General features: G+C 36.1%; 23 protein-coding genes. 7 read left to right on the top strand and 16 right to left on the bottom strand.

Annotated features, from left to right (window positions below; translation table 11 throughout):
• Positions 1–6: 6 nt before the first annotated feature.
• Together argJ and argC are read right to left on the bottom strand one after the other, a co-directional pair.
• The gene (gene argJ / locus CN326_RS19500) at positions 7–1,233 is read right to left on the bottom strand and encodes a bifunctional glutamate N-acetyltransferase/amino-acid acetyltransferase ArgJ (RefSeq protein WP_303745197.1); all 1,227 of its coding nucleotides are present in this window, start codon (positions 1,231–1,233) and stop codon (positions 7–9) included.
• 9 nt (positions 1,234–1,242) lie between these two features.
• Complete coding sequence (gene argC / locus CN326_RS19495; RefSeq protein WP_098310629.1) at positions 1,243–2,280, bottom strand: N-acetyl-gamma-glutamyl-phosphate reductase; 1,038 nt, start codon at positions 2,278–2,280, stop codon at positions 1,243–1,245.
• A 231-nt stretch (positions 2,281–2,511) separates the two neighbouring features.
• Between argC and CN326_RS19490 the strand changes: the two genes are divergently transcribed.
• Positions 2,512–2,697, top strand: coding sequence for a YqzH family protein (locus tag CN326_RS19490; protein ID WP_098310628.1), 186 nt, complete (start codon positions 2,512–2,514; stop codon positions 2,695–2,697).
• 81 nt (positions 2,698–2,778) lie between these two features.
• Here the strand turns inward: CN326_RS19490 and CN326_RS19485 are convergent, their stop codons facing one another.
• A complete protein-coding gene (locus tag CN326_RS19485) occupies positions 2,779–3,573 on the bottom strand; it encodes an SDR family oxidoreductase (RefSeq protein ID WP_098310627.1) in 795 nt (264 codons plus the stop codon).
• Positions 3,574–3,582: 9 nt separating this feature from the next.
• Positions 3,583–4,533 (bottom strand): MBL fold metallo-hydrolase, encoded by a 951-nt coding sequence (locus CN326_RS19480; RefSeq protein WP_098310626.1) that lies wholly within the window; start codon positions 4,531–4,533, stop codon positions 3,583–3,585.
• A gap of 173 nt (positions 4,534–4,706) precedes the next feature.
• Here CN326_RS19480 and proI point away from each other — a divergent pair, with 173 nt between their 5' ends.
• Positions 4,707–5,546 (top strand): pyrroline-5-carboxylate reductase ProI, encoded by an 840-nt coding sequence (proI, locus tag CN326_RS19475; protein WP_098310625.1) that lies wholly within the window; start codon positions 4,707–4,709, stop codon positions 5,544–5,546.
• A 32-nt stretch (positions 5,547–5,578) separates the two neighbouring features.
• Here proI and sdaAA read toward each other — a convergent pair whose 3' ends face one another.
• The 3 genes from sdaAA to rnz all read right to left on the bottom strand — a co-directional run bounded on the left by sdaAA (position 5,579) and on the right by rnz (position 8,475).
• Complete coding sequence (gene sdaAA, locus CN326_RS19470; RefSeq protein WP_098310624.1) at positions 5,579–6,457, bottom strand: L-serine ammonia-lyase, iron-sulfur-dependent, subunit alpha; 879 nt, start codon at positions 6,455–6,457, stop codon at positions 5,579–5,581.
• Positions 6,458–6,475: 18 nt separating this feature from the next.
• Positions 6,476–7,135 carry an L-serine ammonia-lyase, iron-sulfur-dependent subunit beta gene (sdaAB, locus tag CN326_RS19465; protein WP_098310623.1) on the bottom strand — a complete coding sequence of 220 codons (660 nt, stop codon included), beginning with the start codon at positions 7,133–7,135 and terminating at the stop codon, positions 6,476–6,478.
• Between the two features lie 416 nt (positions 7,136–7,551).
• On the bottom strand, positions 7,552–8,475 hold the full coding sequence (gene rnz, locus CN326_RS19460) for a ribonuclease Z (protein ID WP_098310622.1): 924 nt from the start codon (positions 8,473–8,475) through the stop codon (positions 7,552–7,554).
• A gap of 190 nt (positions 8,476–8,665) precedes the next feature.
• On the opposite strand from rnz, the gene CN326_RS19455 reads away from it, so the two are divergent.
• Complete coding sequence (locus CN326_RS19455) at positions 8,666–8,917, top strand: DUF3932 family protein (protein WP_098310621.1); 252 nt, start codon at positions 8,666–8,668, stop codon at positions 8,915–8,917.
• Between the two features lie 371 nt (positions 8,918–9,288).
• Here the strand turns inward: CN326_RS19455 and CN326_RS19450 are convergent, their stop codons facing one another.
• Positions 9,289–10,062, bottom strand: coding sequence for an alpha/beta fold hydrolase (locus CN326_RS19450; RefSeq protein ID WP_098310620.1), 774 nt, complete (start codon positions 10,060–10,062; stop codon positions 9,289–9,291).
• A gap of 180 nt (positions 10,063–10,242) precedes the next feature.
• Between CN326_RS19450 and CN326_RS19445 the strand changes: the two genes are divergently transcribed.
• Together CN326_RS19445 and CN326_RS19440 are read left to right on the top strand one after the other, a co-directional pair.
• Positions 10,243–10,533, top strand: coding sequence for a hypothetical protein (locus CN326_RS19445; RefSeq protein WP_098310619.1), 291 nt, complete (start codon positions 10,243–10,245; stop codon positions 10,531–10,533).
• Between the two features lie 320 nt (positions 10,534–10,853).
• Positions 10,854–11,375, top strand: a complete 522-nt coding sequence (locus CN326_RS19440; RefSeq protein ID WP_098310618.1) for a YhcN/YlaJ family sporulation lipoprotein — start codon at positions 10,854–10,856, stop codon at positions 11,373–11,375.
• Positions 11,376–11,504: 129 nt separating this feature from the next.
• On the opposite strand, the gene CN326_RS19435 is transcribed toward CN326_RS19440, so the two are convergent.
• On the bottom strand, positions 11,505–12,743 hold the full coding sequence (locus CN326_RS19435) for a DNA polymerase IV (protein WP_098310617.1): 1,239 nt from the start codon (positions 12,741–12,743) through the stop codon (positions 11,505–11,507).
• A gap of 358 nt (positions 12,744–13,101) precedes the next feature.
• Here CN326_RS19435 and CN326_RS19425 point away from each other — a divergent pair, with 358 nt between their 5' ends.
• The gene (locus CN326_RS19425) at positions 13,102–14,022 is read left to right on the top strand and encodes an MBL fold metallo-hydrolase (protein WP_098310615.1); all 921 of its coding nucleotides are present in this window, start codon (positions 13,102–13,104) and stop codon (positions 14,020–14,022) included.
• Between the two features lie 84 nt (positions 14,023–14,106).
• Here CN326_RS19425 and CN326_RS19420 read toward each other — a convergent pair whose 3' ends face one another.
• Positions 14,107–15,225 carry a tripeptidase T gene (locus CN326_RS19420; protein WP_098310614.1) on the bottom strand — a complete coding sequence of 373 codons (1,119 nt, stop codon included), beginning with the start codon at positions 15,223–15,225 and terminating at the stop codon, positions 14,107–14,109.
• 296 nt (positions 15,226–15,521) lie between these two features.
• Here CN326_RS19420 and prli42 point away from each other — a divergent pair, with 296 nt between their 5' ends.
• Positions 15,522–15,614 (top strand): stressosome-associated protein Prli42, encoded by a 93-nt coding sequence (prli42, locus tag CN326_RS24730; RefSeq protein ID WP_098310613.1) that lies wholly within the window; start codon positions 15,522–15,524, stop codon positions 15,612–15,614.
• 21 nt (positions 15,615–15,635) lie between these two features.
• Here prli42 and CN326_RS19410 read toward each other — a convergent pair whose 3' ends face one another.
• The 6 genes from CN326_RS19410 to CN326_RS19385 all read right to left on the bottom strand — a co-directional run bounded on the left by CN326_RS19410 (position 15,636) and on the right by CN326_RS19385 (position 19,783).
• Positions 15,636–15,875 (bottom strand): DUF3894 domain-containing protein, encoded by a 240-nt coding sequence (locus CN326_RS19410; RefSeq protein ID WP_098310612.1) that lies wholly within the window; start codon positions 15,873–15,875, stop codon positions 15,636–15,638.
• A 40-nt stretch (positions 15,876–15,915) separates the two neighbouring features.
• Positions 15,916–16,503, bottom strand: coding sequence for a L,D-transpeptidase (locus CN326_RS19405; RefSeq protein ID WP_098310611.1), 588 nt, complete (start codon positions 16,501–16,503; stop codon positions 15,916–15,918).
• Between the two features lie 17 nt (positions 16,504–16,520).
• On the bottom strand, positions 16,521–17,489 hold the full coding sequence (locus tag CN326_RS19400; RefSeq protein WP_098310610.1) for an aromatic acid exporter family protein: 969 nt from the start codon (positions 17,487–17,489) through the stop codon (positions 16,521–16,523).
• A gap of 103 nt (positions 17,490–17,592) precedes the next feature.
• Positions 17,593–18,315 carry an amino acid ABC transporter ATP-binding protein gene (locus CN326_RS19395; protein ID WP_098310609.1) on the bottom strand — a complete coding sequence of 241 codons (723 nt, stop codon included), beginning with the start codon at positions 18,313–18,315 and terminating at the stop codon, positions 17,593–17,595.
• Positions 18,308–18,967 (bottom strand): amino acid ABC transporter permease, encoded by a 660-nt coding sequence (locus CN326_RS19390; protein WP_098310608.1) that lies wholly within the window; start codon positions 18,965–18,967, stop codon positions 18,308–18,310. Before CN326_RS19390 ends, CN326_RS19395 begins: the two co-directional genes overlap by 8 nt.
• Before the next feature lie 36 nt (positions 18,968–19,003).
• On the bottom strand, positions 19,004–19,783 hold the full coding sequence (locus CN326_RS19385) for a transporter substrate-binding domain-containing protein (RefSeq protein WP_098310607.1): 780 nt from the start codon (positions 19,781–19,783) through the stop codon (positions 19,004–19,006).
• Positions 19,784–19,885 lie beyond the last annotated feature (102 nt).

Here is a 19,885-nt window from a genome sequence, read left to right as displayed (position 1 = left end):
CTCTCCTTATGTGCGATAACAAGCATTAATTTTCACATATTCATAACTTAAATCGCATCCCCATGCTCTTCCACTGGCTTTGCCAAGATGTACATATACATCTATAACAATCTCTGATTGCTGCAACAGTTGTTTCATCTCTTCTTCTGAAAAATGTTGCGGTTCACTACCTTTTAATACTGCAATCGACTGAACATTAATATCCACCGTACTCGTTTCAATTACAATGCCGCTTTGTCCAATTGCGCTAATAATACGTCCCCAGTTTGCATCTTCGCCGTATACAGCTACTTTTACAAGATTGGAACCGACAATTTTCTTCGCAATCATATTTGCTTCTTCTACAGTGCGTGTGCCATGCACATTTACTTCAATTAACTTTGTCGCCCCTTCTCCATCTTTCGCAATTTGCTTTGCTAAATCTTCACACACCTTTTCAAGTGCCATCAAAAACTTCTCCCATTCTGGATGTTCTTCACATATTGCGGTTGTGTTTGATAGGCCGCTTGCCATAACAAGTACCATATCATTCGTAGACGTATCTCCATCGACCGTAATTTGATTAAATGTATGATTCGTAATTTGTGACAATACTCTTTGCAACGCTTCACTTTCTATATTTACATCAGTCGTAATAAACCCAAGCATCGTTGCCATATTCGGGTGAATCATTCCTGAACCTTTTGCAGCCCCGGCAATTGCAACCTCTTTTCCTTCAATAGAGAGCTTATAGCACGATTGTTTCGCAACTAAATCTGTTGTCAAAATCGCTTCATAAAATGATGCCGCAATCTCTAATTCTTTTGATGGTTGTAAAAAAGAAATACCGCTTCGCACTTTTTCCATCGGTAGAGGCTCTCCAATAACTCCTGTAGACGCTACCGCAACATAATGCTCCTCTACATGAAACTGCTTAGCTGCTAATGCACGCATTTCATATGCATCTTGTAGTCCTTGTTCGCCTGTACAAGAATTTGCATTTGCACTATTGACAACAATAGCTTGTAATTTTTCCTTGGCAGCAATACTTTCTTTCGTAACAATAAGAGGAGCTGCTTGAAATTGATTTTGTGTATAAACAGCCGCACAGCTAGCTGGCACTTCACACACAATTGCTCCTATATCTTTTCTCTCTTTTCTTAACCCCGCATGAATTCCAATTGCTGCAAATCCTTTTGGTGTTACAATCGAACCGTTTTCTATCTTCGTGCATAATACTGTTTCAATCATGATTCTTCCCCCTTACGGATATAGCGGCATAAAGTGTAAATTCTCCGTTTCTTTCACTCCTGCCAATATATTTGCATTTTGTACAGCCTGCCCAGCTGCACCCTTCATTACATTATCAATGACTGCTACAATCGTAATTCGTCCCGTCCGCTTATCGTAAGCTGTTCCGATATCACAAAAGTTAGATCCCCTTACTTCTTTCGGGCTTGGAAAAACTCCCTTTTCTCGTATTCTTACAAACGGTGAGTGACAATAACTCTCTTCATAAATTTGCTGAAGTGTAACATCTGTTATCTCTTGCTTTACCTTTGCATAGAGTGTTACCATAATTCCCCTTGTAATCGGAATAAGGTGTGTACTAAATGTGATTGGTTTCATGCTCTCATCCCACTCTTGTAGCATTTGCTCAATTTCCGGAACATGCTGATGTTCATTTACTTTATAAATGTATAAATTATCGTGAATTTCTGGGAAATGCGTCATACTTGTTGGTGTCTTTCCAGCTCCAGAAACCCCTGATTTTGCATCAATAATAAGTGAATCCACTTCAATTATTCCGTTTTTTACTAAAGGAGCTGCCGCCAGTAATGTTGCTGTTGCATAACATCCTGGATTCGCAATTAAGTTTGCTGTTGCGATCTCACCTTTTTTCCACTCCGTTAATCCATACACAGCTTGTTGTAACACTTCTTCTTTCGCAGCTTCTTTTTTATACCACTCTTCATATATAAACGGCTTTCGAATTCGAAAATCTCCTGATAAATCAATAACTCTCATACCCGCTTCTAGTAAACTTGGAGTCAAATTTGCTGACACCCCAGCCGGAGTTGCTAAAAATACAATATCTGCTTCTTTTGCAATTCCTTCAACATCTACTTCTGCTAATGTGTGAGAAACAAAAGTAGATAAATGGGGATAAGGTGTTGTCATGACGTCTCCAATTTGCGAAAAAGAATGTACCGATGTCACTGTAAAACTTGGATGATGTGTTAATAACCGTAAAAGCTCAAGTCCTCCGTATCCAGTTGCCCCAATAATTGCCGCTTTCATAATTCCTCCTCATTACCTTTTAGATTTAAGTATGATTATAATACTGTATATTTATAGAGTCAATTAAATATTTATAAATTTTTAAATAATAAAAACCTATATTAAAAGTCATTTTACTAATAAAACTTTCAAAGTAGATGAATTTTTATGCAAACAAACAAAATAGAGACTTTCTTTTCTAATTCAAGTACAATAAAAACAATACATATATACATGTAGGTGGGAAAAATCATGAATGAAAAATTAATCCAAAAAATGATTACAAAAAGTTTTCAACAATATCAATGTACGCCAACTTCACAAGAAGACTATAAAATGCTTATAAAACGTATTCAAAACATACTTTCTAGTAATACAGAGATTGATTTGTATGAGGCGATAGAGGATGTCGTATACGAATATATTACGTTATCTTAAAGAGAGATATTATTACAAAGAAAATATTGAACTAAAATCAGCAATAGACAATTTAATTAAGTAAAAAATAGGAGANNTCTCCTATTTTTTACTTAATGATTTTCCAGCTACACGCTCGAATAACCCTGGAAACAATGAAAAAATAATCGGTCCTAAATTCATCCACTTGGGTAAATTCACTTCACGCTTTTTCATTTCGATTGCTTTTACAATTTGCTGCGCTACATAGTTTGGTTTTAATATGTAATGTTCGACACTTTTTACGTATGTACCAGATTGATCTGCTATCGTATGGAAGTTTGTATCAATTGGACCTGGATTAATTGCTGTTACAGTAATGTTTGTATTTGCAAGTTCCATGCGCAAACTATTTGTAAACCCTAATACTGCATGCTTTGTTGCTGCATATGCACTTGATTTTGGCGTTGCAATTTTCCCTGCTAGTGAAGCGATATTCACAATATGCCCGCTATTTCGTTTCAACATATAAGGCAAAACTGCCTTCGTACATGCTACTAAACCGAATACATTTACATCGAACATATCCTTTACTTCTTGTACCGATGCATCAACGAATGTTTTAAAAACGCCAAAACCAGCATTATTGACTAATATATCAATACGTCCTATATCATGAAGTATTTGTGTGAAAACAAACTCCACTTCTTCTTCATTACTAACATCCAAAACATAGTAATGACAAGAAGTACGATATGCTGTTTCAATTTTTTGCTTGAGCGCTCGCAGTTTTTCTTCTGTACGAGCAATTAGTACAGTGATTGCACCTTGCTCCGCTACTTGCATCGCTAGCTCTTCTCCAATTCCACTTGAAGCTCCTGTGATGACGATTACTTTGTCTTGTAAACGTCGGCTCATGGCTGTCACCTACTTTGCATAGTAAATCCATTGTTCTGATGACTTATCAATCATCACTTGTTGATTATATGCTAAAAAGTCTAATTGTCCAACTGTTTCAGAGATTGTAAGCGGCAACTGCTTTTCATATAACGTAGGAAATAGTTTGACACACACCTCGAATGCTGTCATCGGTTGTTCTTTTAATAAATTTAATACTTTAAAAGCTCTTGCCCCTTGTTTTTGTAATCGCTCATTTACCAGCCCTTTTACATCAAGAACATCTTCTCCATGCCCTGATAAAACACGTGAAATATTCATACGAGCTAAACGCTTTAATGTTTCATTGTACTGCAGCATCGGTTGTGCTCGTTCTGTTTCTCCCTCATATGGCGGCTCTAGAATTGGATTAGAAGAAATATGTCCAATCAGCGCATCCCCGCCAATTAACAACCCATCTCTTTCACGGTATAAAGAAATATGAGTAGAGGCATGCCCCGGTGTTTCAATCACCGTAAACTCCGGTAAAGAAGCAATACTATCTCCTTCTCGTACAGTATGTGTAAGCGAACGTTTACAAGAATAAATCAGTGTTTTCGTTAACAATGCACCTTGTGGTAACAAGACTTCTGGAACCCCAAATTGCACAGATGCTTCTAAAAAGAACTGTTGATAACGCTTTAGAAATTGCGGATCTTGTGTAATCCACGGTTCATTCCACGGATGTCCAACAATATTTGTTCGTTCAGAAAATATATCCAATAATCCGCAATGATCTGCATGATGGTGTGTAAGAACAACCGTTTCAATATCTTCTATCTGATATCCTAACGCACCTAGTTGCTTCTCCAGTGCAAGTCTCGCTTCTTCTGTATTTGTTCCTGTATCAATTAATGTGAGTGTCTCTCCCTCTACTAAAAAAACATTGACTACTTCAACTGCAAATGGAACAGGAATTTCCATTCGATGAATGACTGTCATACATGTTCGCCCCCTCTTTCTTTCCGTTTCAAAAAATGAATCTTCCTTCAGTTTACATCTTACATAAATATTTGTCATTATTTTCAGATAAAAAGGAGGGATTTTCTATAAAGAACCGAATGTATGTAAATTTATAAGTTATTCTCATATACATAGTAAAAGGAGGACTCATCATGTCACTACAAAAAATCGCTTTTATCGGTGCAGGTTCAATTGCCGAAGCTACCCTTGCCGGCTTATTACAAGCTCACGTTGTAAAAGGGGAACAAATTACTGTCAGTAACCGCTCTAATGAAAGAAGACTGCAAGAGTTACATCATCGCTACGGAGTACATGGTACACATGATAAAAAAGAGCTGCTTGCTCATGCCGATATCATATTTTTAGCAATGAAACCAAAAGATGTTGTGGAGGCTCTTACTCCATTACAAGATTACATTACAGAGAATCAATTAATCATTTCATTATTAGCAGGTGTATCTACGACATCCATTACTAATTTATTACAAAAAAATGTTCCTATCATCCGGGCAATGCCAAATACATCATCGACGATTTTAAAATCCGCTACTGCTATTTCTCCTTCTGTTCACGCAAAAGAAGAACATATCATGCTTGCAAAAACGCTTTTTGAAACAATTGGTCTTGTTTCTGTTGTAGAAGAAAAGCACATGCACGCTGTCACCGCTTTATCAGGAAGTGGACCAGCTTATATTTATTACGTTGTCGAAGCAATGGAAAATGCCGCAAAACAAATCGGCCTAGAGGAAACTGTTGCAAAATCACTTATTCTCCAAACAATGATTGGTGCCGCAGAGATGTTAAAAACAAATACAAAGCACCCTTCTATATTACGAAAAGAAATTACATCACCAGGAGGAACGACGGAAGCTGGCATTGAAGTATTGAAAAGCTTTCAATTTCAAGAAGCACTTATTCAATGTATTACAGAAGCAACAAAACGTTCTCACGAGCTTGGTGAAACGTTAGAGAAATTTGTAAATGAAAAATAAAAAAACCTCGCTGAGTAAGCAAGGTTTTTCTCTTATTCACTTTTCTTCCCAAAAATTTCTTCTTGTATACGACGCCCCGTTGGCGTTGCCGCAAGACCGCCTTCTGCTGTTTCACGAAGCGCACTTGGCATCGATTGCCCGATGCGGTACATTGCTTCAATTACTTCATCACATGGAATGGCACTCGTTACACCAGCTAATGATAAATCAGCTGCAATCATCGCATTTGATGCGCCAGCTGCATTGCGTTTTACACATGGTACTTCTACAAGACCTGCAACAGGATCACATACTAAACCGAGCATGTTCTTAAGCGCAATACTCATCGCTGTTGCCGCCTGCTGTGGTGTACCTCCAGCCATTTCAACAGCTGCTGCCGCTGCCATACCACTTGCTGAACCAACTTCCGCTTGGCACCCACCAGCTGCTCCAGCAATACAAGCATTGTTAGCTACAACCATACCAAACGCACCAGCTGTAAATAGAAATTCAATCATTTCTTCACGTGTTGGGTTTAATTTTTCTTTTAGCGCAAATAACACACCTGGTACTGTCCCAGCTGAACCAGCTGTTGGCGTCGCACAAATAATACCCATAGCAGCGTTTACTTCATTCGTTGCGACAGCTTTACTTACCGCATCTAAAATTGTATCCCCAGACAACCCTTTTCCGCTTTTCATGTACGCTTGTACTTTCACTGCGTCTCCACCAGTCAGTCCAGTCGGAGATTTTACGCCTTGAATTCCGCGCTCAACTGCTTTTTCCATTACAACTAAATTTTTTTCCATACCAGCGATTACTTCTTCACGAGAAAGGTTTCTTGTTTCCATTTCACATTGAATCATAATCTCTGCGATTTTTACATTTTTCTCTTCTGCTTGTGCAACCAGTTCCGCTACGTTCCGAAACATGTTGTGTCCCCCCTGCTATTAATCCATAATTGTTACTTGACAAATATTTGACTGCGCTTTAATTTCCTCGATTATTTCATTTGCTAACAATTCATCCGTTTCAATAACCATTAATGCTTTTCTTCCTTTTTCCTTACGTGAAACACTCATCATGCTAATATTGATTTCGTGCTTTGCAAGAATAGATGTAACAGAAGCAATTGCTCCGAAACGGTCATTATTTACGATAAGGAGCGCCGGACTTGTGCCTGTTAATTGCAAATCAAATCCATTTAGCTCCACAACTTCAATTTTCCCACCGCCGATTGAGCAAGCAACCACTTCAATTTCATCCTCATCTTTGTACAAACGAATTTTCGCTGTATTTGGATGCACTGCTTGTGCTTCTTCTTCAATAAATGTAACGTCAATTCCACTTGCTTTTGCAATTTCAAGTGCTTGTGGAATACGAGGATCATCCGTTTCAAATCCTAGTATTCCTCCAACAAGCGCTACATCCGTACCGTGACCTCGATACGTTTTCGCAAACGAACCGTATAAAGAAATGATAATTTTCTCAGGTTCATGACGGAACAGCTGACGAGTAACTTGCCCCATTCTTGCTGCACCTGCAGTATGCGAACTAGATGGACCAATCATAACTGGACCAATAATATCAAAAACTGAGCGATATTTCATAATAGTTCCCCCTAAATCTTCATTATGAAAAAGTTATTTACTAATAATCTATTAATCTGTTGCTTTTTTGTTTTTCTATTTGTACTAATAAATTTATAGAATCAATTCAATAAACTGATACACACCATCAGCTATCATAATATATAAGAATCATCTTGTCACTTCTTGATTTATTTCATTTTTTTACAAAAACAAACAAAACCTAAATTTATAACGTACAAATATATTGGATACGCTTTCATTATATCTCTTTTTTTACGGAATTTAAACTTTTTAATATTTCAAATTAAGCACAAACTTTTCATACATTCAGTTCGATAGTATTTTACCGTTAATAGTTCTTCTCTATTTTACGAAAACGATACAATGAAAAAACCTTGACAGATACATCCGTTATCTCTGTCATGGTTTTTTCATTATTTTGATACAGGAAAACTTTTCAAATCCGCTGCGATTTCCGTGTTTGGAAATACTTGTTTCGCTTCTTCGACGAGCATTTTACATGCTTCACCTTGATAACGAGAGCTAATATGAGTTAAAATCATTTGTTTTACATTTGCCTGCAGCGCAATATTTGCCGCTTGTTGTGTTGTAGAATGGTAATAATCATAAGCTTGCTGTGAATCTTCGGCACCGAACGTCGCTTCATGTATAAGTACATCAGCATCTTGTGCTAATTCAATACTCGCTTCACAATAACGTGTATCTCCTAAAATTGTAATAATTCGTCCCTTTTGAGGTGGTCCAATGAAATCCTTTCCGCAAAGTATACGCCCATCCTCAATCTCTACTGTTTCTCCATCCTTTAACCGCTTAAAGATTGGTCCCGGTTTAATTCCTTCCTCTAATAGTTTATCTACAAGAAGATGCCCTGGAATATCCTTTTCTACAATACGATAGCCAAAACATTCAATGCCGTGTGACAATCGTTTCGTTTCCACAAGAAATTGCTTATCTTCATATACAATACCTTCTTCGGTAATTTCTATAATCTCTATCGGGTATTTTACATGTGTTGTACTCACTGCCAACGCTACTTCAACAAACTGTTTAATCCCTTTTGGGCCATATACAGTTAACGGAGTTGTTCCTCCCTGAAAAGAACGGCTGCCTAACAAACCTGGCAATCCAAAAATATGATCCCCATGTAAATGCGTAATAAATATTTTCTCAATGCGACGCGGACGCACTGATGTATGTAAAATTTGATGCTGCGTTGCCTCACCGCAGTCAAATAGCCACGTTGCACCTCGTTCTTCTAATAATTGCAAAGCTATCGCTGATACATTTCTTCCCTTTGAAGGAACACCAGCTCCCGTTCCTAAAAATACAAATTCCACGTTGCATCCTCCAAGCATTTCATAATATCTATCGCTATCTTACGGAATATAAACAAAAATGGCAAATAAACTTTGTATAAACCACTTATCTAGACAACTATACAATACGAACATTCATTACAAAAAAATTCACACTCGTTCGTTTTTTGTAGTAAAATAATACTATTATTTATACAAGGTGGCTGAAACAATGAAAGAATTATTTCGTTTACAAACTGACTTTTCTTCTTCTTTTGATCGCTGGGTAAGTTCATTTATCTCTGAAACACCAGCAGAATTACAATGGTCTACATTAAAAGAATTAATTCATGAGTATATAGCATTGCATACAGTTCAAGCGGTACCAGAATACATCTCTTCTTCCATCACATATTATGCACAGCGTATTTCTACGCCAACTAATACAGACATTGTGATTTACGAAAGTCCTTCTATGTCATAATATGTTTACGTATTAAAACATAAAAAGGTATCGGCTTCCGATACCTTTTTATGTTGGGATGAATAAGCAAAACGACTTGTTTAAATACAAAATGAAGTACATAGACAGGCGCCGTTTTTGAATTATGATGCATATAAATCACGGATTTATCATCTTGAAAAATCCGTAAAAGTTAATCTTCCACAAACGTTATACTTATATATTAAATAAATATGTTAAGCAATGTAGAAGATAGGGAGCATATGAGTGATAAAGTAAAACTTCCATCAGTGGGGGTTTTCTTCATCCCCCACCTATCTTCTTTGCTTTTCTCTGCATCTTGAGGTGGGGGTCTTACTGCCCGTTAATGCGGGATAAATACAAAATTCCTATCAATTGTTATGTATTGTTACAAATTGCTTAATCATTTCATTTAAATCCTTCGCTGCTTTTGTGGGAATCTGATGCTTTACATTATCAATAAAATTTAATTTATTACATGGCAATTTTTCATACAGTAGCTTCGCATAACTGTAAAATGGTTTATTTTCCTTACCATAAACTAACAAAACAGGAAGCTTAATCTTTCTAAGTTGACTTGTACAATTATAATGCAAACTATAACGATAATATTGTTCGATATTTTTCGCATTTCCTTTTCGCGCTTCTTTAAACATCTTTACGAATAATTTCTGTGTATTCGAATTGCTCCATGCAATGGACAATGTTAGAACATGAATAGCTCGTGCTTTTGCAAGTGTTATACCTAAAGAAATTTTATTCCTTAGATAGTTATCCTTTACTTCTGATATCCCTCCGATTACAATACCCCCTAAGGCCCTATCCGCATAATGCAACAAAAATTCCAATACGACAGAACCTCCAATTGAATACCCGCATATAAATGCTCTTTTGATGTTCAAATGATCCAATAAACATCTAATATCTTCAACGATCAATGGATAAGTTATCGATTGTTTTGAATACTGACTTCTTCCGTGACCTCTAATATCAAAAGTAACAACTTGAAACTTTTGAGATAATTCTTCTACTTGGTACTCAAAATTTACAGAAGTAAGTACAGGAGGATGAATAAAAACAATAGGAATCCCTTGTCCCTTTACCGTATAGTATAGGTTGCTACCGTCCACATCCAACATTGGCATGTATGTAATCACCTCATTGTCTTTACATTAGCTTCTGTTATTATACGAAGCTTTTCTTTTTATATTCTGGAAAATACATTAGCATAAGTTGCCATCATAAATCTCCATAAATTTCGCAATATAAATCATGTAGAATGGAGCTTAATATCTATTCATAAATTTTTCTACAAGGAGTCGAACATGAATATTCTAAGATGGTTCATATCATTATTCGCTTTTAGAAGAGGAACTCAGCAAGTGTTCCGATTGTTTAGAAATAGACGAAACACTCGAAATTGGATTTGGATTTCTTTACTAGGTATAGGAACAGTTTTTGGTTTAGCAGCACGCCGAAACTTCAATATGATGCGGCCGGCTCAACGTTTCTTTCGAGGCCTTAAAAATACAACAAAAACAGTTATGCCAAACAATTTAAATTTGGCAAATGTGGAATTTGGTAATGAAATAACTCCAAATAAACAAAAGAAGTAATGGAATCAAAATTAATAACGATTGTGGATTAAGTAAAGCTTAAAAATGTATTGTACGCTGAAGAGAAGACTTTATATACAAGCTCTTAGCTTAATTTTAAATATGAAAGGCTGGCATTTTGCCAGCCTTTCTCAGTGCACTTCAAAGTATTCAATCTCTTCCACATAATAGTACCTTTAAATTATCCCGCATTAACGGTCAGTATGCCCCCCCACTGATGGAAGTTTCACTTTATTTTCATATGATTCTTCCATGATTTACGCATAAAAACCAAAGAATTGGTCATTTTAAAATATAAAATTGAGTAAGGAGGAGCATATATGAAAAAAATAAACATCCTTGTTGTATTTTTTCTATCAATTATTTCATTGTTTGGATGCGCAGGAAATCAAAAAGAAAAAGCTTTGAACAATCGTAAAGATAATGCAATGCAAAATGTTCGATACGAAGGCAACAATGCTGGTATTCAAAACGATAGAAATAATCGTATAAATGATAACAACCAAACACGACTAGAAGTGGCTAATAAGGCCGCTGACCGAATTGCTGAATTAGATGAAGTCGACCAGGCAAATGTCATCGTTACAAACAACAATGCCTATGTTGCAGTTGTCTTAAAAAATGGAGTACAAGGAAACATAACAGATCAGCTAGAAAAGAAAATTGCCGATCAAGTAAGAGCTACAGATCCAGATATTCGAAATGTATTTGTATCGTCAAACCCTGATTTTGCCAATCGGATGAGGGACTATGCAGAAAAAATCAAGCGAGGCGAGCCAGTAGAAGGGTTAGTTGAAGAATTTAATGAAGCCGTTAAGAGAGTATTCCCTACCGCTCGTTAAAAGTGAATTTAAAAAGTATTAACAACAACTTATCATGTTTCTTAAGAAAAATTTTATTGTCTCTAAAATCTCGCAGAAGATACCTCCTGCGAGATTTTTCTATAGCAAATGCTATTACATATTAATGTTTCATATAAATTTATTCTCTAAATTCTGCTGAAATGTTCTCTCTTGTTGTCGAAACACTTGACTGCCGTGCTGAATAACCTTCGTACCATATTTACTATTTAGTTGTTCCATCACTGTCAAAAGCGGTTCTGCCTTCGCATCTTCTTCAAAAGAAAATAAATCAAGCTGCTTAATCGCTTCTGTTTTCCATTCTAATTCACAGGCAGTAATGCCAAGTAATCTCACAGGGTCACCATCCCAATGTTTTTTCCATAGCCTTATTGTTGCTTGAAAAATATCTGGTGATTCCCAAATTGCATTTTCTAACATTTTACTGCGCGTAATCGTTCGGCGATTATAGTATTTAATCATAATTTGAATATTATATGTAACGAGAGCACGTTTTTGTAATCTTCGGCTCACAGATTGAGACAAGCGCTCTAACATATCTAGCAATTCCTTCTCTTCGTCCACATCTTTTGGCAACGTTATAGAATTTCCGATCGTTTTGTATTGTCCCATTTGACTTGGATCAACATCTCTATTGTCTATGCCATTTGCACGTTTTTGCAAATCCAGCCCATGATTTCCAATCACAGAACGAATAATATGAGCTTTTCCAACGGCTAAGTCACCAATCGTATGTATATGTACATCTTTTAATTTTTCTGCTGTTTTCTTCCCAATCCCATGCATCTTTTCAACTGGAAGCGGCCAAAGAAGCTCTTGTACATCACGTTTACGAAGCACTGTAATACCTAGCGGCTTTTTCATATCAGAGGCTGTTTTGGCTAGAAATAAGTTTGGAGCAATCCCAATGCTGCATGGAAGCTGTAATTCTGTTAGTAATGTTTGTTGAATCATTTGAGCAATTTCTAACGGTGAACCGAGCCCATAGCAATCTGTAATATCTAAATACCCTTCATCGATTGAAACAGGTTGGATTTTTTCTGTAAACCGCGCAAGAATTTGAAACAAAGCAAAAGAAGCCTCTCTGTATAACTCAAAGTTTGGATGTTTTATAACAAGTTCCGGACATAATCGTTTTGCTTCCCAAACAGGCATTGTCGCACGAATTCCCTTCGCCCTTGCTTCATAACTGCACGTTACAATAATTCCTTTCCGTTCCTTCGCATCCCCAGCTATCGCTAACGCTTTACCTTGCAACGATGCATCATGTGCGATTTCAACAGATGCATAAAAACAATTCATATCAACATGCAAAATGACGCGGCCATTTTTCGGATACATTTCGCGCATCTTTCTCACCTCACAAGAACATTCGTTCTTATTTTATCAAAAACATTATAAAAAAATCAATATTAGAGAGGAGGAAATTGTTAATATATAGAAGTACGTCCACACGGGAATTTTAAGGAGGTTAAAAAAGAAATGACTACATATCCAAAACCCCTTTATCTAATTTTACTATCTGTTTTCTTTTTGTTGCTCATCTATTCCCTACTTCCAATCATAGGCGTTGATGCTCACGGATTTCTTTCGTCTCTATTGTCATTTTCAACTTTGTACATTCTTCCATGGATTTTTTTGTACTGGTTTATCCGCCTTGTAAAGGCAGTAGAATCCAAATAACTAACACTCTTAAGGAGAGAAGAAAATGAATGAAGAATTTGATAGCAAACACTTTAGACTCGAAAAAATTCGTAACGGGATATATGCGGCAATTGCAAAAGAAGGTGGCGGTGCTGCAGCAAATGCTGGTTTTATTGATTTAGGGGATACAACCATTGTTTTTGATACATTTAATACACAACAAGCTGCCGAAGATTTAAAATATGCAGCAGAAACTATAACAAATCAGCCCGTTACATGGGTGATAAACAGTCATTGGCACGGAGACCACATTCGAGGTAACCAAACGTTTAAGGATAGCACTATTATTTCAAGCCAAATTACATATGACAAAATGAAGACTATTCATCCATCACGGATCACTAAACAAAAAAATGATATTCATGGTCTAAGAAATTATATTTGCTCTTTAAAGGACCAAGTAACTCAAACTTATGATATTAACTTAGAACATCAAATCAATTTTTTAAGTGAGTTAGAAATCTCATTACCTACACTAGAGTTAGTACTACCACAACAATCATTTAAAGATGAAGTCATTTTCCGTGGAACGAAACGTAGTGCAAAGCTTTTCACATTAGGCGGCGGGCATTCCCTTTGCGATGCTATGCTTTATATTCCAGAAGATAAAATAATATTCATGGGTGATTTATTATTTGTTGATTGCCATCCCACATTTTTCGAAGAATCAAATCCACAAAGTTGGATTCATATTTTAAAAGAGGTTGAAAGTATGGATATTGATATAGCCATATCAGGGCATGGTTCGATTGGTACAAAGATCAATTTCTTACAAGTAATCGATTATATACATAACTTAACTGCAATTGCACAAAAAAACAACGAGATCGAAACTATTCCATTACCTAACGACTACAAAAATTGGCCTTCTCCACAAATATATCATCAAAATGTAAAAACACTAAAAGAACTATTACATTGTTAAGCTAGTTGAAGAACATTTACGTTAAGTAATAAGAAAACGCATGGGTAATTTCACCCATGCGTTTCAACTTAGCCGATTCTTTGATTACTTCGCTACTTCCTCAATAATCGCAACAACCATTTCTGCTGTTTTTACTAATTCTTCAACAGGTATTTTTTCGTTTGTTGTATGAATTTCTTCGTAACCAACTGCTAAGTTTACTGTTGGAATACCGTGACCCGCAATTACGTTTGCATCGCTACCACCACCGCTTTGGTGAAGGGATGGTGTACGACCGATTTTTTCAGCAGCACGTTTAGCAACTTCTACAACGTGATCGCCATCAGCAAATTTGAATCCTGGGTACATTACTTTTACTTCTACTTCTGCTTGTCCGCCCATTTCTTTAGCTGTAGATTCAAATGCTTCTTTCATTTTGCGAACTTGCTCTTGCATTTTTTCGTCTACTAAGGAACGTGCTTCAGCAAAAATTTCTACATAGTCACAAACGATATTTGTTTGTGTACCGCCTTCAAAACGACCGATATTTGCAGTTGTTTCAGAATCAATGCGGCCAAGCGGCATTTTTGCAATGGATTTTGCGGCAATTGTAATCGCAGATACACCTTTTTCTGGTGCTACACCTGCATGAGCTGTTTTACCGCGAATAATTGCGTTTACTTTTGCTTGTGTTGGCGCTGCAACAACGATTTCTCCAACCTTTCCATCGCTATCTAATGCATAGCCATATTTCGCTGTAATACGTTCACGATCCAATGCTTTTGCACCAACAAGACCAGATTCTTCACCAACTGTAATGATGAATTCGATTTTTCCGTGCGCAATATTTTTCTCTTTTAACACGCGAATTGCTTCAAACATTGATGCAAGTCCAGCTTTATCATCAGCACCTAAAATCGTTGTGCCGTCTGATACGATATAACCATCTTGAATAGAAGGCTTAATTCCTTTACCAGGAACAACTGTATCCATATGAGAAGTAAAGTAGATTGTATCTACTCCTTCTTTTGTTGCAGGTAATGTACAAACTAAGTTACCAGCACCATGACCAGTCTCACCCATTGTATCGTCTTCAAATACTTCAACGCCTAAAGAAGAGAATTTTTCTTTTAATACTTTGCAAATTTCAGCTTCGTATTTTGTTTCAGAGTCTACTTGCACAAGTTCCATAAATTCATTCACTAAACGTTCTTGATTAATCATGAGAATGCGCCTCCTGTTATGTATGTAACAATGACTATTATAACAGAATTTCGTAAAATTTTCGAAAGAGGTGGTACAAGAGGTTATTTACATTATATCTCTTTACTAAATTGCTTCTCTTATTATCATTCGTTCAACAATATCCATCACTAAAATGCCTTCTTTTTATCGTCTTTTTATTCAGATTTTTAGAAATATAGCAACTTATCTACTTTCAATTTTGTCTAAGTAAATCCCTTGTCTCCTTTTTTATTTCTCGTTACAATAGATAGAAGAGATTCGCAAGGAGGATCAACATGAATAAAAAAACTCAAAAAATTATGGTTTATGTTATGTTAATTGCAATGCTTGTAACAACACTACTTACTGGGATAAGCATGTTTTGGTAAACAAGGGCTACTTTGTCCTTGTTATTTTATTATAATCACAACGCCAGCGACACTAAATGCAAATCCCATCGCCAGTGCTAGTATGAAGCTGCTGTAATGTTGCTGATAAAAAGCACCTATTGCAAAAGTAAAATTGAGAAGAGAAATAAAGAAGATAGCTATAGTGAGTGGAAAGATATTAAAAATAGCCAATATAAAAGCAATAACGGAAAGAAAACCTACAAAAAATTGGATGTATGGTAAGCTCTGATTTATATACACAACAGCAACCCCTTTTCACCAAATCTTTATATATCTCTCATTAACGCATGTTATATATACACATGTCAAGACAAGATGTGATATGACAAAAAGCCAACATATACTGTTGGCTTTTTTCGTAAGCAATCGCACCCTTTTCTTTCGCAAGCTGCTCAAATGACTTTTTCGACTTAACAATCCATACTTTTGTTCCAATTGGAACCTGATCGTATAAATACTCTACATCTTTTTTATACATGCGAATACAACCTTGCGAAATATATTTGCCAATCGAGCTTGGCTGATTTGTTCCGTGTATTCCATATTTACTACCATCTGTACCTCGGGCATTAAACCCAATCCATCTAGAACCGAGCGGATTTTTCGGGGAACCACCTGGGATGTTCTTTGCAATATAATATGGATTTTTCACTTTCATCACAACATCAAATGTACCTTCTGGCGTTAAATCATTCGTTTTACCTGTCCCAACTGGAAATGTGTTTTGTATCTTTCCATCATGAATATATGCAAGCTGGTTCGTTTGTTTATTGACGATAATAAGCGGATCGCCAACACGTGGATTATCACCGAGCGGCCAAAGCGGCGATAGGGAAACAAATAATATGAATGAAAGAAGATATGGCATACCTCATTCCTTCCTTCTTATATTAATTCTTTGATGTTATATTTCCCTTTGAATCGACTTTTAATAAGTAAATATTGTTCTATTTCATACACGAGCTGAACGAGCTTGGCCCGCATTTCAAATTCTTCTCGTGTTTCTGGAAGCCGCATTTCTCGAAAGATTTCTCGCATCTCCTGAAGTTGCCTTAATGAAATAACCCCCGTACTTTCTGGGCGAATTGCATTCCCAACATTTTCAATTACATCCGCCACCATCCCCGCCTGTTCATACGACCAAGATAACGAAGCGGCTAGCGGCATAACTCTTTCTAAAATTTCATACTGTTGCTGACGCATTTGAAAATAACGATAGTAATAATCATCTTCACGCATAAACTGATTTTCCAGCTTTTTAAAAGACAATTCTTTTGCCTTCTCAAGTAATGTTTCCGTTTCAATTAGCTCTTTTCCATTCCACACACTATCACGATTTCTTAAATATGCAGCCATTTCAAAAAGAATCGTTTTAAAATTAGATTCTACTTTTTGTTGATAATCTTTTAACTCACTTTCAACACTTGGCATGTACAAATTAATTAACAAAGCAACGCTAATTCCAACCGTTAAAATTGCAATCTCATTTCCAACAATTGACCACGTAATTTTTTGCAATGAAAATAAATGCATAACAATAACAGAGCTTGTAACAATCCCCTCTTGAATCTTAAGCATAACTGCAGTTGGAATAAACAGAAGTAATAGAAGTCCAAGTGCTAGCGATGTATATCCTATCGATTCAAAAATAAAAAATGCAAACACCATAGAAAGTAAACAAGCTAAAAAGCGATGAATAGATACTTCTAATGATTTTCTTTTTGTATTTTGCACACATAGAATAACAAGAATGCCGGCTGTGCTATAAAACTCCAAATGAAATAATTGAGCAATCCACACAGCCAAGGCAGTTCCAGCTGCTGTTTTCACTGTTCGATATCCAATTTTAAACATATTAACGCTCCTATTATGTACGAACTTCTTTCAAAATAAGTATAAAGAAAAGGATGACACAATGTCATCCTTTTTCCATTATTATTCACGTAATTTTTACATGTTACAACATTTTTTGTAAAAATTCTTGTGCACGTTTGCTTTCCGGTGCTGTAAAAAATTGCTCTGGGTTCGCGTCTTCTACAAGTTTTCCACCATCCAAAAACAGAACACGATTTGCTACTTCTTTTGCGAAGCCCATTTCGTGCGTAACAATTGCCATCGTCATTCCTGTCGTTGCAAGAGATTTCATAACTTCCAGTACTTCTTTTACCATCTCTGGGTCCAGTGCTGAAGTCGGTTCATCAAAAAGCATAACGTCTGGTTCCATTGCCAAGGCTCTTGCAATTGCAACACGCTGTTTTTGTCCACCAGAAAGGCGATTTGGATATGCATCCTTTTTCTCAAGTAATCCCACTTTTTCTAATAATTCTTCAGCCTTTTTCACTGCATCGTCCTTTGAGACACCTTTTACCGTAAGAGGAGCATACGTAATATTTTCTAACACTGTCATATGAGGGAATAAGTGAAAATGCTGAAATACCATCCCAACATGCTGACGAACTTCCATAATATTTGTATTTGGATTTGTTACCTCTTGATTGCCAATCCAAATTTGTCCGTCCGATGGTACTTCTAATAAATTCATGCAACGTAAAAACGTTGATTTTCCTGAACCAGACGGCCCAATAATCGCTACTACTTCGCCCTGTCCAATTGTTGTTGTAATATCTTTTAATACTTCGTTATTTCCAAATGATTTATGAAGGTTTGTAATTTTAATCACTTTTCTTCATTCTCCCTTCAACCGCTTTGCCGATGAATGTAAGAATAATAACAAGGATGTAATAAATCATACCGACAAATAAAAGTGGTTCAAAATATGACAATGTCTCTCCACCAACAATATATGCGCGGCGCATTAAATCTGTTGCGCCTATCACAGTAACAACTGCCGACTCTTTCGTTAATGTAACAAACTCATTTACTAATGCAGGTAAAATATTTTTTAATGCTTGCGGAAAAATAATATTTCGCATCATTTTTCCATATGGAATACCTAGAGCCATCGCTGCTTCTGTTTGTCCTTTATCAACCGCCTGAATTCCAGCGCGAATAACTTCTGACATATATGCACCTGAGTTTAAGCTAAATGCTAAAACTGCTGCTAAAAATGCTGAAATATCATATCCTGTAATTTGAGGGAGACCGTAATAAATAAGCATTAATTGTAGTACAAGCGGTGTACCACGAAAAATAGATGTATAAAAATCAGCAATAATACTTAAAACTCTAATTCTGGCAATTTTACAAAGCGCTAATAACGCACCTAGCGCAAAGCCGAGCAAAGAAGATACAAAAACAATTTTCAATGTTACTTCTAAGCCCTTTAACATATATGGTATTGACGGCGTAATTTGCGAAAAATCCAAGTTCATCCTAAGTCATTCCTCTCCATAATATGGAAAGGCGGCTTATTGCTCGCCGCCAAACCATTTCTTCACTAATTTATCCATTTCTCCATTTTCTTTCATTTTCTTAATCACTTTATTAAACTCCGCTGTCTTATCACTATTTTTCGGAAGTGCAATTGCTGAACCAGCTTCATCCGCAGCTTCCGGAATTTCTACACTCTTTAACTCTTTATTTTTTTCTAAATATCCTTTTGCTACTGTATCTTCTAAAATAATTGCATCAAAACGACCTGCTTGAATTTCTTGAATTAGTTCTGGTATACGATCGCGTCCTTCAGACTGGAACGATACTTGTTTCTGTAGATCCTTTGCCTTTTCTTCTTGAATTGATCCTGTTTGTACCCCTACTTTTTTCCCTTGCAAGTCTTGCAATGTTTTAATATTTGAACCTTCTTTAGAAATAATCACATTTTTTGACGTGAAATAAATATCTGTAAAATCAGCGTTTTTCTTACGTTCTGCTGTCGGTGTCAGTCCAGCCATTACAAAGTCAACTTTTCCAGCTTCTAATGATGCTAACAGTCCGCTAAAATCCATATCTTTGATTTTAACTTTATAGCCTAATTCTTTACTGATATAGTTCATAACATCGATATCAAAACCGATAATATCTTCACTCTTTTTCGCATCGACATATTCAAATGGTTTGTAATCTGCAGAAGTTCCCATAACTAAAACTTTATTTTTATCAGTACTTCCTGCTTCTTCACGCTTACTGCAAGCTCCGAATATACTTACGATTAAAATAAGTGCAAATGAAATGGATAAAAATTTCTTCATTACTTCTCCTCCTAGTTAATGTATATTTAAAGATTTTATAGAATTTTTATTCGTTGAATGTATTGTAGCAATAAATTAATTTTTATGCAATAAATAAAATAA

Source organism: Bacillus sp. AFS018417 (assembly GCF_002560985.1).
In the GTDB taxonomy this organism is placed as follows: domain Bacteria; phylum Bacillota; class Bacilli; order Bacillales; family Bacillaceae_G; genus Bacillus_A; species Bacillus_A rhizoplanae.
This window is presented reverse-complemented; position numbering and strand designations above follow the sequence as displayed.